12 protein-coding genes are annotated in these 12,033 nt (G+C 69.0%); 7 read left to right on the top strand and 5 right to left on the bottom strand.

Going from position 1 to position 12,033, the window contains the following annotated elements; genetic code table 11:
* Positions 1 to 22 precede the first annotated feature (22 nt).
* Positions 23 to 1,606 carry a tetratricopeptide repeat protein gene (locus AX721_RS20425; RefSeq protein ID WP_068877819.1) on the bottom strand — a complete coding sequence of 528 codons (1,584 nt, stop codon included), beginning with the start codon at positions 1,604 to 1,606 and terminating at the stop codon, positions 23 to 25.
* Positions 1,607 to 2,171: 565 nt separating this feature from the next.
* Between AX721_RS20425 and AX721_RS20420 the strand changes: the two genes are divergently transcribed.
* The 4 genes from AX721_RS20420 (at position 2,172) to AX721_RS20405 (ending at position 6,015) form a co-directional block, all read left to right on the top strand.
* A complete protein-coding gene (locus AX721_RS20420) occupies positions 2,172 to 2,852 on the top strand; it encodes a fumarylacetoacetate hydrolase family protein (protein ID WP_068877818.1) in 681 nt (226 codons plus the stop codon).
* On the top strand, positions 2,852 to 3,496 hold the full coding sequence (maiA, locus tag AX721_RS20415; RefSeq protein WP_068877817.1) for a maleylacetoacetate isomerase: 645 nt from the start codon (positions 2,852 to 2,854) through the stop codon (positions 3,494 to 3,496). Before AX721_RS20420 ends, maiA begins: the two co-directional genes overlap by 1 nt.
* Entirely contained in the window at positions 3,496 to 4,122 is a 627-nt protein-coding gene (locus AX721_RS20410; protein WP_068877816.1) for a carbonic anhydrase, read from the top strand. The genes maiA and AX721_RS20410 overlap by 1 nt, the downstream gene beginning before the upstream one ends.
* A 96-nt stretch (positions 4,123 to 4,218) precedes the next feature.
* Entirely contained in the window at positions 4,219 to 6,015 is a 1,797-nt protein-coding gene (locus AX721_RS20405) for a M2 family metallopeptidase (protein ID WP_068877815.1), read from the top strand.
* 42 nt (positions 6,016 to 6,057) lie between these two features.
* Here AX721_RS20405 and AX721_RS20400 read toward each other — a convergent pair whose 3' ends face one another.
* The gene (locus tag AX721_RS20400; protein WP_068877814.1) at positions 6,058 to 7,011 is read right to left on the bottom strand and encodes an isopenicillin N synthase family oxygenase; all 954 of its coding nucleotides are present in this window, start codon (positions 7,009 to 7,011) and stop codon (positions 6,058 to 6,060) included.
* Positions 7,012 to 7,032: 21 nt separating this feature from the next.
* Positions 7,033 to 8,913: a monovalent cation:proton antiporter-2 (CPA2) family protein gene (locus tag AX721_RS20395; protein ID WP_068877813.1), complete on the bottom strand. Its 1,881-nt coding sequence runs from the start codon at positions 8,911 to 8,913 to the stop codon at positions 7,033 to 7,035.
* A 110-nt stretch (positions 8,914 to 9,023) separates the two neighbouring features.
* Here AX721_RS20395 and AX721_RS20390 point away from each other — a divergent pair, with 110 nt between their 5' ends.
* The gene (locus AX721_RS20390; RefSeq protein WP_068877812.1) at positions 9,024 to 9,731 is read left to right on the top strand and encodes a CoA transferase subunit A; all 708 of its coding nucleotides are present in this window, start codon (positions 9,024 to 9,026) and stop codon (positions 9,729 to 9,731) included.
* A 1-nt stretch (position 9,732) separates the two neighbouring features.
* Positions 9,733 to 10,386: a 3-oxoacid CoA-transferase subunit B gene (locus tag AX721_RS20385; protein ID WP_068877811.1), complete on the top strand. Its 654-nt coding sequence runs from the start codon at positions 9,733 to 9,735 to the stop codon at positions 10,384 to 10,386.
* A gap of 7 nt (positions 10,387 to 10,393) precedes the next feature.
* On the opposite strand, the gene AX721_RS20380 is transcribed toward AX721_RS20385, so the two are convergent.
* Both AX721_RS20380 and AX721_RS20375 read right to left on the bottom strand, forming a co-directional pair.
* A complete protein-coding gene (locus AX721_RS20380) occupies positions 10,394 to 11,038 on the bottom strand; it encodes an NrsF family protein (RefSeq protein WP_068877810.1) in 645 nt (214 codons plus the stop codon).
* Entirely contained in the window at positions 11,028 to 11,579 is a 552-nt protein-coding gene (locus AX721_RS20375; protein ID WP_068877809.1) for a sigma-70 family RNA polymerase sigma factor, read from the bottom strand. Before AX721_RS20375 ends, AX721_RS20380 begins: the two co-directional genes overlap by 11 nt.
* Before the next feature lie 152 nt (positions 11,580 to 11,731).
* Here AX721_RS20375 and AX721_RS20370 point away from each other — a divergent pair, with 152 nt between their 5' ends.
* Entirely contained in the window at positions 11,732 to 12,013 is a 282-nt protein-coding gene (locus AX721_RS20370) for a DUF2282 domain-containing protein (protein WP_068877808.1), read from the top strand.
* Positions 12,014 to 12,033 lie beyond the last annotated feature (20 nt).

The raw sequence follows: 12,033 nt of genomic DNA, 5'->3' as shown, positions 1-12,033 counted from the left end.
CGGTCTCGCCTAGGTTGCTGACCTAGGCAGCCTGCCACCCAGACTTTTGCAGAGCCTTAACAAGGTTAGCGAGGTCGGCGGGCCGCACGAACGGATGGCCGATCTTCAGCGCTTCCAGCGAGTACGGCGTCGCGTTGCTGCCCTGCCCGGCGCCAGCCCGGTTCCGGGCCAGCCGCTCGGCGTCTCCAAGCGCGCGTTCGGCCTGTTCCATCTCGCCCGCCGCGCTGTAGCAGGCGGCCAGCAGATATCGCAGCGGGAAGCGCTCCGGGCCGCGGGCGCAGGCGTCCGCCGCATCGCGGGCGGCCTGTTCGAAGTCGCCGGCGACGAAGCGGGCGATGGCCTTGCTGCGATACCAGAGCCAGCTGTGGGGATCGTTGGGGCTCGCGGCGATGGCGCGTTCGGAATAGGCGATCGCTTCGGCGGACTGGCCTTCGAAGGCCAGCAGGCGGCCCATCTCGCCCGAGGCCGCCGCCAGATATGGGTTGAGCTCGAGCGCCCGTCGCTGCTCGGCCTTGGCCTCGGCCAGCCGATCCATCATCGAAAGCACCACACCTAAGGTGTAGTGCGCAAAGGCGTCGGAGCCGCCCGACGCCACCGCCTTGAGCGCGATCCGGTGCGCCGCCTCGATCGCGGCGTCCGGGTCGTAGGACGTGCCGACCCAGACCTCGAACAGCTTGCAGTGCGCCAGGATCGACAGGGCCGAGACGTCGTTCGGCTCCAGCGCCAGGGCCTGTTCCAGGAAGGTCTCGGCCAGGCGGACGTCGGCGGGCGTCGAGCGCCAGAAGTGCCCGCGTCCGCGGACCAGCAGTTGCCAGAACTGCAGGCTGCGTTCGGGGACTTTGAGGGCCTGCGACTCCTCGCGCTCCAGCACCGCAGGCTCGACGGTGCCGATGATCGAGGTGGTGATCTCGTTCATCATCGAGAACAGGTCGGCCATCGGGCGGTCGTAGCGGCCGGACCAGGCGCTGGTCTCGTCCGAGCCCTGGATGAGGTCGACGGACACCCGGACCGTGCCGCCCAGGCTGCGGACCTTGCCGTCGAGCACGTAGTCCACGCCCAGGCGCGCGCAGATCGAACCGGCTCCATGGCCGACGACCTCGGAGTGCAGCAGCGCATGGCGCGGCATGACCGACAGCAGGGGCGACTTCGAAAGCCCCACGGTGAGCTCGTCCGCCAGGGCCTCGGCGAACCAGCCCTGCTCCTCGTCGCCGGCAGGGTGGGTGAACTCCAGCACCACGATCCGCGGCCGAGCCTTGCCCGACGGCGGCGGCGGCGGCGGTTCGGCCGTGGCGGGCGCGACCGTCAGCCGATAGCCCACCCGCGGCACCGTCTCGACGGTGAAGGCGCCGCCGGCCCGCTCGGCCAGCTTGCGCAGCTTCATCATGACGAGGGTGATGGCGTCGTCACCCACGACACGGCCGCCCCAGCATGTGGCGATGAGGTCGTCGCGGCTCACGACCGCTTCCTCGGCGCGCGACAGGGCGACGAGCACCTGCATCACCCGCGGCTGAAGCACCTCGCGGCCCTGTCGCCAGACGACCTCGCAGGTCGGCGGCCGCACCTCCAGCGCTCCCAGCGAAAAGGCGGCCTGATGGGCCAACTGCATCGAACCCCGGTCCCGTCCAAAAACCCGCGCGCAGAAGCCTCGCCCCGCTCCGCAACGCTCATCACTCCCTCGCCATTAGCACAACCGGAGGGCCTCGCCACGCTTCCGAGCTTGGAAAAGATCGGTTTCCGCTCGGCAAAAGATCGGCTGTCGGGCCTGTCAGCTCGGCGCGACGACTGGTCTTTATACCCCCGGGTTTAGACCTCTTCCCCAGGGTCATGGACGACCCGACAACCCCGTCCATGACCCTCGGGCCTCTGCCGCTTGTGCTGGCGTCGGAGGCGACGATCGTCATGTCGTTGGAAGCGCGTCGCGACCCCGTTCCGGTCCCTCGCCTTGCGGGGCCGGCGCGCCCGGTGCGGGTCAGCCGCGACGTCTGGGGAGGCGTTTCGGATGACCCGCATCAGCAGCAAGGACTCGTGGGACCTCCTAGACCTGCGAGCGTCTTTTTATAGGCCCCCGATCACAGCCGTGGTCGGGGGCTCCTTTTTTCGCCCCTGACGCGACGCGAGCTTCCCGTAGCGTGGGGTTCACATCGCCGCCCGGGAAGCCTAAACGCCCGGCCATGGCCGAGTTCGCGATAGCTCCCCCGCCCGTCCCCGTCGTGCCCGTCGAGGGCGAGGCCGGGAGCTTCCCGGTCCGCCGGATCCTCTGCGTGGGACGCAACTACGCCGCCCACCGCCGCGAAATGGGCGGCGACGACCGTGACCCGCCGTTCTTTTTCACCAAGCCGGCCGACGCCATCGTGCCGCCCGGCCGCGATCCGGCCTATCCTCCGCGCACCGCCAACCTGCACCACGAGATCGAGCTGGTGGTCGCCATCGGCGAGGCGGGCCGGAACGTGGCCGTCGCCGACGCGCTGAGCCTCGTCTACGGCTATGCGGTGGGTGTCGACCTGACCCGCCGCGACCTGCAGAGCGCCGCCAAGGACAAGGGCCAGCCCTGGGACGCCGCGAAGGGCTTCGACCAGTCCGCGCCGATCTCGGCCATCCGCCGCTGGCAAGGCCCGCCGCCACAGGGCCGCATCGCGATCTCCGTCAACGGCGTCGTGAGGCAGGACGCCAGCGTGGCCGACATGATCTGGAACGTCGCCGAGATCGTCGCCGAGGCGTCGGCGCTGTGGGCCCTGGCGCCCGGCGACCTGATCTACACGGGAACGCCGGAGGGCGTGGGCCCCCTCGTCAGGGGCGACCGGGTCGACGGCGAGATCGAGGGCGTGGGCCGGCTGGCCTTCACGGTGGCCTGATGGGCTGGACCCTCCATTCCGCCTGGCGGGCCACGGCGCCCTACCGGGTGCGCATCGGGCTGAAGCTGAAGGGCTGCGAGTACGACTATCACGCCGTCGACCTGATCGCAGGCCAGCAGCGCGAGCCCGCATACAGGACCGTGAACCCCCAGGGCCTGACCCCGGCGCTCGACCTGGGCGACGGAACGGTGCTGGCGCAGAGCCTGGCGATCCTGGAGTGGCTGGAGGAGACCCGGCCCAGTCCGCCGATCCTGCCACGCGCCGCGCTGGACCGGGCCGTCGTGCGGCGGATGGCCGGCATCGTCGCCTGCGACATCCACCCGCTGAACAACACCCGTGTGGGCCGCAAGCTCCGCCAGATGGGCGTCGAGCCGGCGGCGATCACCGAATGGATCCACGGGTGGATCCGCGACGGCTTCGATGCGCTCGAACCGCTCATCGAACGGCACGGCGGCCAGTATGCATTCGGGGACAGCCCAACCATCGCCGATTGCTGCCTCGTGCCCCAGGTCTATTCGGCACGCCGGTTCGAGCTGGACGTTTCACCCTGGCCGAAGCTGGTGGCCGCCGCGGACCGCGCGGTCGAGCACCCCGCCTTCGTCGCCGCCCATCCCGATCAACAACCCGACGCAAAGCCCCTCTGATGCCCAAGTCTCTGAACGACCTAAAGGCCAAGAACGCCGCCTGGGCCGCCGGCAAGGTCGCGGCCGACCCCGGCTTCTTCAAGCGCCTGGAGGGCCAGCAGGCCCCGGAATATCTCTGGATCGGCTGCTCCGACAGCCGGGTCCCGGCGAACGAGATCGTCGGCCTGGATCCCGGCGAGCTGTTCGTCCACCGCAACGTGGCCAACCTGGCCCCGCCGCAGGACGCCAACTACCTGTCGGTGCTGCAGTTCGCCGTGGACGTGATCAAGGTGAAGCACATTCTGGTCGTGGGCCACTATGGCTGCGGCGGCGTGGCGGCGGCGGTCGACGGCCAGCGGCGGGGCCTGGTCGACCATTGGCTGCATCCGATCCGCGAAGTGCATCACGAGCATCGCCACGAGCTCGACGCCCTGCCCGGCGAGAAGGAGAAATGGGACCGGCTGGTCGAGCTGAACGTCATCCGCCAGGTCCGGAACGTGGCCTCGGACGTGTTCGTGCAGGACGCCTGGGCCCGGGACCAACCACTCAGCGTGCACGGGTGGGTCTATACGCTGGGCACCGGCATCGTCACCGACCTGAACGTCAGCGTGGCGGGACTGGAAGACCTGGCCGAACTGCCGGACTGAGTTCGTCGCGACCGGGTTGACCGCACGGCCGCGCCTCGCTTGTCTCGGACTCAGAGGCGGCGGCAGGCCGCCAACGGAAACGACCGGGAACAGTCGATGAAAATGAAGCTCATGGCCGCGTGCGCGCTGGCCGTCCTTGCGTGCGCCGCGCCGGCCGCGGCCCAGCAGCCCACCGCCGCCGACGCAAAGGCCTTTGTCGAGAACGCCGAAGCCCAGCTCGACCGGGCCAACGCATTCGCCAACCGCGCCCAATGGGTGCGGGCCAATTTCATCACCGAAGACACCCAGTGGCTCGAAGCGAAGGCCAACGCCGAGCAGAACGAACTGGTGACCCGGCTCGCCACCGAGGCGGCGCGCTTCAATGGCGTCCAGGTCGATCCCGTGACCGCCCGCAAGCTCAAGCTACTGAAGCTCTACCTGGTCTCGCCGGCGCCGAACCGCCCGGGGGCGGCCGAGGAACTGGCCGGTCTCGTGACCAAGCTGGACAGCACCTACTCGTCCGGAAAGTTCACGTTCAAGGGCAAGCAGATCACCTTGAACGACGCCGAGGACGTCCTCGCCAAGAGCCGCGATCCGTCCGAGCTCAAGGCCGCCTGGGAGGGCTGGCACGGCGTCGCGACGGTGATGAAGCCGGACTACGCCCGTTTCGCCGCGCTTTCCAACGAGGGCGCCAAGGGCCTGGGCTTCAAGGACACTGGCGCGCTCTGGCGCTCGAACTACGACATGGATCCGGACGCGTTCGCCGCCGAGACCGATCGGCTGTGGACGCAGGTGGCGCCGTTCTACCGCAACCTGCATTGCTACGTCCGGGCCCGGCTGAACGAGCAGTATGGCGACGCCGTGCAGCCCAGGACCGGGCCGATCCGGGCCGATCTGCTGGGCAATATGTGGGCTCAGCAGTGGGGTAACATCTACGACATCGTGGCCCCGAAGACGGCGACCTCCAGCTACGACCTCGACAAGCTGCTGGAAGCCAAGGGTTACGACGCCGTCCGGATGGTGAAGACCGGCGAGAACTTCTACTCGTCGCTCGGCTACGCGCCCCTGCCCCAGACGTTCTGGGACCGATCGCTGATCACCCGGCCGCGCGACCGGGAAGTTGTCTGCCACGCCTCGGCCTGGGACATCGACGACAAGAACGACATCCGCATCAAGATGTGCACCAAGGTGAATGCGGACGACTTCCGGACCATCCACCACGAGCTCGGCCACAACTACTATCAGCGCGCCTATCAGAACCAGCCGACGCTGTTCCGGAACGGCGCCAACGACGGCTTCCACGAGGCGATCGGCGATTTCGCCGCCCTGTCGGCCTCGACGCCGACGTACCTCAATCAGATCGGCCTGCTCGAAACCGTGCCGGGGGCGGAAGAGGACATTCCCTTCCTGCTCAAGATGGCGCTCGACAAGATCGCCTTCCTGCCGTTCGGCCTGCTGGTCGACCGCTGGCGCTGGGAGGTGTTCTCAGGAGAGGTCGGGCCGGACAAGTACAACGACGCCTGGTGGGCGCTGCGGCTGAAATACCAGGGCCTGACCCCGCCCGCGGCGCGGCCGGCCGACGCCTTCGATCCGGGCGCCAAGTACCACGTGCCGGGCAACACGCCGTACACGCGCTACTTCCTGGCCCACATCTATCAGTTCCAGTTCCACCGGGCCGCCTGCCAGCAGGCCGGCTGGAAGGGCCCGCTGCACCGCTGCTCGGTCTATGGCCAGAAGGCGGTCGGCGAGAGGTTCAACCGGATGATGGAGCTGGGTCAGTCGCAGCCGTGGCCGCAGACCCTGGCGGTCTTCTCCGGCGAGACCCGGACGGACGCGAGCGCGGTGGCCGACTACTTCAAGCCGCTGGACGCCTGGCTGACCAAGCAGAACAAGGGCCGCGCCTGCGGCTGGTAGCGGCGTCAGGTTCCTCCCCCGCTGCGGGGGAGGAACTCCAGACTACGCCAGCTTGATCTCGCGCAGCCGCTCCTTGAGGTAGTCGTCGGCGGTGATGGGCTCGGGGTAGCGGTCCGGGTGCTCGGCGTCGATCGTACCGGGCAGGGTGCGGATCAGGTAGTCCGAGTTGAAGTGCAGGAAGAACGGCGTCGAGTAGCGCGGGAAGCCGCGGCGCTCGGGGGCCGGGTTCACCACGCGGTGGGTGGTGGACGGCAGCCGGTGGTTCACCAGGCGCTGCAGCATGTCGCCGATGTTGCAGACCAGGCTTCCGGCCGCGGGATTGATGGCGATCCAGCGGCCGTCGTGATCCTTCACCTCCAGCCCCGCCTCCTCGGCGCCGAGCAGCAGGGTGATGACGTTGATGTCCTCGTGCGCGCCGGCGCGGATGTGCGGGCCGTCCTTGGGCACAGGCGGGTAGTGCAGCAGGCGCAGGATCGAGTTGCCGACGTCGACCTTGTCGTCGAAGAAGTGGCGGTCGAGCCCGAGGTAGGAGGAGATGGCCTCCAGGACCTTCAGGCCCATGGCGTCCAGGGCGTCGTACAGCCACTGAACCTTCTCCCGGAACTCCGGCAGTTCCACGTCTGGCCAGACGTTGTCGGCCATGTGGTCGCGGAAGGGGTGCCCGGCCGGCAGGTTGCGGCCGACGTGCCAGAACTCCTTGAGGTCGTAGTGGGTGTGGCCCTTGGCCGTCTCGACGCCGAAGGGCGTGTAGCCGCGCTGGCCGGCCAGCGGCAGCTTGTACTTCAGCTTGGTCTCTTCCGGCAGGGCGAAGAACTTCTTCATCTGATCGATGGCGGCATCGACCTTATCCTGCGGCATCCCGTGGTCGGCGATCACGGCGAAACCCCAGCGCGCGTAGCTGTCGCCCAGCTTCTGGGTGAACGCTTGGAAATCCTTCGCATAAAGGTCGAAGGAGACGGGCTCGATGGAGTCCTGGATGTGAAGGGCTTGGCTCATCGGGTCCTAATACACCGCCAGCTATCCGGCCTCCAGCCGGCGCGCCGCGGCGACGTCGTTGTCCGCTTCCTCGGCCTCCTCCTTGCGCAGGCGGCGCATCTCGGCCGCCAGCAGCTTCTCCATGGTGTCGCGGCTGTCGCGCACGGCCATGATGTAGCGTTCCTCCTCGCCGTAGACGGGGGCCAGGCGCTTCAGCAGCGCCTTGTCGTGGTCGCGGAACAGGCTCGCCGCCTTGGCGGCGCGGCGTTCCGACAGGCCCAGACGCAGGAGCGCCTTCTTGCCGAAGGCCAGGGCGCTCTCGAAGGTCTCCCGCTCGATCTCGTCGGCGCCCACGCGGATCAGCTCGTAGGCGTGGCGGCGATCGAAGGCGCGGGCGATGACCGTCAGGTTCGGGAAGTACTCCGTGGCGGCCTTGGCGAGATCCACCGCCTTGTCCTTGTCGTCGATCGCGATCAGCAGCAGCTTGGCCTTGTCGGCGCCCGCCGCGCGAAGCAGGTCCAGCCGGCTGGCGTCGCCATAGTGCACCTGCCAGCCGAAGCGGCGGATCAGGTCGATCTGCTCGATGGACGACTCCAGCATCGTCACCTTGAAGTCGTTGGCGGTCAGCAGGCGGGTGGCGATCTGGCCGAAGCGGCCGAACCCGGCGACGATGGCGTCCGGCGCCCCGTCGGCGAACGGCAGGGCCTCCGGTTCCACGAGGCTGGCCGTCCGATTGAGGATCAGCTTCTCGTAGAGCGCGAAGGCGACGGGCGTCAGCGCCATGGACAGGGCCACCACGGCGGTGGCCAGGGCCGCCTCTTCGGCGCTCAGCACGCGGGCGCCGAGCACGAAGCCGATCAGCACGAAGGCGAACTCGCCGCCCTGGGCGAGGGAGACCGCGATGGTCGCCGCGTCGCGCCGGCTACGACGGAAGGCCAGGCCCACCGCCCACATCGCCACGAACTTCGCCGCCATCAGCCCGAGCGTCAGCGAGACGATCAGCACCGGCTGGGCGGCGACCAGGCCGAAATTCAGGCCGGCGCCGACGCTGATGAAGAAGAGGCCCAGGAGGAGACCGCGGAACGGCTCGATATCGGTCTCCAGCTCGCGGCGGAACTCGCTCTCGGCCAGCACCACGCCGGCCAGGAAGGCGCCCAGGGCGGGCGACAGGCCCACCAGCTCCATCAGCGCCGCCACGGCCACCACGAGCAGCAGGGCCGAGGCCGTGAAGATCTCGCGCAGGCGGGCTGCCGCGATGAAGCGGAAGATCGGCCGGGTGAGATAGCGGCCGCCGATGACCACGCCGGCCACCGCGCCGAAGGTGGCCAGGATCCGCACCCACTCCGGCTGGCCGGCCAGCACGCTGGCGCCGTGGCCGGAGGCTTCCGCCGCCACCGGGCCGCTTCCGACGGCCAGCAGCGGCAGGAAGGCGAACAGCGGGATCACCGCCAGGTCCTGGAACAGCAGCACGCCGAAGGCCGACTGGCCGATGGGGCCCTGCCGCAGCCCCTTCTCCTCCAGGCTCTGCAGCACGATGGCCGTGGAAGACATCGCGAGGATCAGCCCGATAGCCAGGGCGACGCGCCAGTCGGCGCCCAGCAATAGGACGACGGCGCCCAGCAATGCGGCGCTGGCCAGCATCTGGGCCATGCCCAAACCGAAGATCGCGGTGCGCATTTCCCACAGCAGGGCCGGCCGCACCTCGAGCCCAATGAGGAACAGAAGGATGACCACGCCGAACTCGGCGAAGGCCATCACATCGCCCGGCTCGCCGACGAGGTCCAGCACGAACGGCCCCACCAGCGCACCCGCGATGAGGTAGCCCAATACCGAGCCTAGTCCCAGCCTCTTGGCGATGGGTACGGAGACGACGCCGGCGGTCAGGTAGACCAGCGCCTGGATGAGAAGGGTGTCGGCGTGCATTGGGGCTCCAGCTCAGCCCCTGACACGTGGGTGTGACGCTCAAATCATCAATCGATGAATTTTTTCGGCGCCCCGTTCCCAACCGTCGTTTTGCGGCGTATCTGGCGAGCATGGCGGACAAGGTTTGCAAGGACGCTGTCGAGGCGCTCGCGGGTCGGCTCTTCGACGGCATGACGATCATGGCCGGGGGCTTCGGCCTCTGCGGCATCCCGGAAAACCTCATCGCGGCGATCCGCGCGTCGGGGGTCAAGGACCTGACCGTGGTGTCGAACAACTGCGGCGTCGACGACTTTGGCCTGGGCGTGCTGCTCGCCGGCGGCCAGATCCGCAAGATGATCTCGTCCTACGTCGGCGAGAACAAGCTGTTCGCCGAGCTGTACCTGTCGGGCAAGCTGGAACTGGAATTCAACCCCCAGGGCACCCTGGCCGAGCGCATCCGCGCCGGCGGCGCCGGCATCCCGGCCTTCTTCACCAAGACCGGCGTGGGCACGCTGGTGGCCGAGGGCAAGGAAGTCCGCGAGTTCGACGGCGAGCTCTACGTCATGGAGCGCGGCCTGACCGCCGACCTTTCGATCGTCAAAGCCTGGAAGGGCGACGAGGAAGGCAACCTGATCTATCGGATGACGGCTCGGAACTTCAATCCGATGATGGCGACGGCCGGCAAGGTCTGCGTCGCCGAGGTCGAGGAGATCGTCCGGACCGGCGCTCTGGATCCCGACAACATCCACACGCCCGGCATCTTCGTCGATCGCATCGTCGAAGGGCTGCACGAGAAGCGCATCGAGCAGCGCACCGTCCGCAAGCGGGAGATCGCGTAAGATGGCCTGGACCCGTGACGAGATCGCCGCCCGCGCCGCCCAGGAACTGCGCGACGGCTTCTACGTGAACCTGGGGATCGGCATCCCGACCCTGGTGGCCAACTACATCCCGACGGGCATGTCGGTGACGCTGCAGAGCGAGAACGGCATGCTGGGCATGGGCCCGTTCCCTTACGAGGGCGAAGAGGACGCCGACCTGATCAACGCCGGCAAGCAGACGATCACCGCCCTGCCGTCCTCCAGCTATTTCTCCTCGGCCGACTCGTTCGCCATGATCCGCGGCGGACACATCGACCTCAGCATCCTGGGCGCCATGCAGGTGGCCCAGAACGGCGACCTGGCGAACTGGATGGTGCCCGGCAAGATGGTCAAGGGCATGGGCGGAGCCATGGACCTGGTGGCCGGCGTCAAGCGGGTCGTGGTGGTCATGGAGCACACTGAGAAGTCGGGCGCGCCCAAGCTGCTCAAGGCCTGCACCCTGCCCCTCACCGGCGCCGGCGTCGTGGATCTGGTGATCACCGACCTGGGCGTCTTCGACGTCGGCCGGGGCAAGGCGCCGCTCACCCTGCTCGAATGCGCCCCCGGCGTCGGCATCGACGAGATCCGCGCCAAGACCGAGGCGGAGTTCCAGGTGGCGCAGACCGCGGCGGCCTGAGGCCGTCCTACCGCCAGCGCAGCGCCCAGGGGCCGAGGGCGGCGCCAAGCGCTGTGCTGAGCGCCATGCCCAGGCTGTACCAGGTCGCCAGGAACATCGGCGAGGTCTCGGCGCAGTGCAGGCCATAGACGCTCGCCCCGACGCCGCCCGCGAACAGGCCCGCCGCGGCGCCGGCCAGTCGCAGGCGGGTCGGCGCAAGCCGCCGCATCGCCCAGAGCGCGGCCGCCAGCGTCGGCAGGGACAGGGCGAGGATGTTCACCGGGCAACGCCGCCAGGAATGGCCCAGCCACAGGGCCACGCGCTCGGCCGGCTCGGCGGCCATCAGGGTCGCGGCGCCCAGCACGGCCATGATCGTCACCGCCGCCAGACCCAGGGCGGCCGCGCGACGCGGCGAGCCGACCGGACGGGCGAGACGTTCGGCGCACCAGAACCCCGCGAGCCCCAGGACGGCCGCATAGGCGGCCTTCATCCAGAACATCGGCCCCGTCACGGCGGCGGCCAGGTCGTGGCGCAGGCCCAGCCAAGCCAGCACGACGACCAGCGCCACGGCCCCGCCCGCGAGCGCCGTCAGGGCGATCCGGCGCGACACCGCCCCCGGCGAGACGGGCCGCAGGTCGGCCGCAAGGCCTTCGATGAGCCGATCAGTCTCCACGAGCCCCCACCTTCGCCATGAGGGCCTTCAGCGCCCGGTGCAGCGAGACCTTGGCCGCGCCCTCGGTCATGCCGAACCGCGCACCCGCCTCCGCCAGGCTCAACCCCTCGATCTTCACCCCGCGCACGAGCTGCTCCTGCCGCGTCGGCAGGTCGCCCAGCAGGCGGTCCAGGTCGGCCCCCGCCTCCGCGCCGCCGTCGGCCTCGACCCACAACGTCTCGGCGACATCATCCAGCGGCACGTGACGACGCACGCGGCGGCGGCGCCAGTGGTCGATCAGCTTGTAGCGCGCCACCGCATAGGCCCAGGCCGTGAACGGCTGGCTCGGGTCATACGTCATGCGGCGGCTGTGGACAGCCAAGAGGGTCTCCTGCACCAGATCGTCCGCTTCGTCGGCAAGGTCGGCGCCGAGGCGGCGGCGGAAATACACGGCCAGTCGGGCGCCGAGCAGAGTCAGCACCTCGCGCCACGCCTGGCCGTCCCCGGCCTGGGCGCGCAGCATCAGGTCCTTCAGCCGCTGTTCGACCTCGTCAAACGCCATGTCACCGCGTCGGAATGAATTCGCGCCACCCACCGGAAAGTTACATCGGGCGGCGAAGAAAAAGAGTCGGCGAAAGCTGTAACCTGCGCCGCGCCGCCCGCGAACTAGCTCCTGACTGCGCCGCTGTGGCCGGTCGCAATGAGGAGCTCGTCATGAAAACCGCTCAAACGACCTTGGCCGCCGCCGCCATCCTCGCCCTGATGGGCGGAGCCGCCATGGCCCAGGACAACATGGCCAAGAAACCGGCCGCCACCGAGAAGTGCTATGGCGTCGCCAAGGCCGGCCAGAACGACTGCAAGGCCGGCGCGGGCACGACCTGTGCAGGCACGTCCAAGGTCAACTACGACGGCAAGGCCTTCAAGGAGGTGCCAGTCGGAACCTGCGTCATCATGAAGACGCCCAAGGGCATGGGCTCGCTGACGCCCAAGGCCTGACCTCGCGTCTCGCGGATGCG

This window comes from Phenylobacterium sp. CCH9-H3 (assembly GCF_001557235.1).
Classification (GTDB): Bacteria; Pseudomonadota; Alphaproteobacteria; order Caulobacterales; family Caulobacteraceae; genus Phenylobacterium.
This window is presented reverse-complemented; position numbering and strand designations above follow the sequence as displayed.

Bases quoted from the DNA above. Each gene is read 5' to 3' on its own strand.
- AX721_RS20425 (WP_068877819.1), bottom strand. From the start codon at position 1,606: ATGCAGTTGGCCCATCAGGCCGCCTTTTCGCTGGGAGCGCTGGAGGTG.
- AX721_RS20420 (WP_068877818.1), top strand. From the start codon at position 2,172: ATGGCCGAGTTCGCGATAGCTCCCCCGCCCGTCCCCGTCGTGCCCGTC.
- maiA (WP_068877817.1), top strand. From the start codon at position 2,852: ATGGGCTGGACCCTCCATTCCGCCTGGCGGGCCACGGCGCCCTACCGG.
- AX721_RS20410 (WP_068877816.1), top strand. From the start codon at position 3,496: ATGCCCAAGTCTCTGAACGACCTAAAGGCCAAGAACGCCGCCTGGGCC.
- AX721_RS20405 (WP_068877815.1), top strand. From the start codon at position 4,219: ATGAAAATGAAGCTCATGGCCGCGTGCGCGCTGGCCGTCCTTGCGTGC.
- AX721_RS20400 (WP_068877814.1), bottom strand. From the start codon at position 7,011: ATGAGCCAAGCCCTTCACATCCAGGACTCCATCGAGCCCGTCTCCTTC.
- AX721_RS20395 (WP_068877813.1), bottom strand. From the start codon at position 8,913: ATGCACGCCGACACCCTTCTCATCCAGGCGCTGGTCTACCTGACCGCC.
- AX721_RS20390 (WP_068877812.1), top strand. From the start codon at position 9,024: ATGGCGGACAAGGTTTGCAAGGACGCTGTCGAGGCGCTCGCGGGTCGG.
- AX721_RS20385 (WP_068877811.1), top strand. From the start codon at position 9,733: ATGGCCTGGACCCGTGACGAGATCGCCGCCCGCGCCGCCCAGGAACTG.
- AX721_RS20375 (WP_068877809.1), bottom strand. From the start codon at position 11,579: ATGGCGTTTGACGAGGTCGAACAGCGGCTGAAGGACCTGATGCTGCGC.
- AX721_RS20370 (WP_068877808.1), top strand. From the start codon at position 11,732: ATGAAAACCGCTCAAACGACCTTGGCCGCCGCCGCCATCCTCGCCCTG.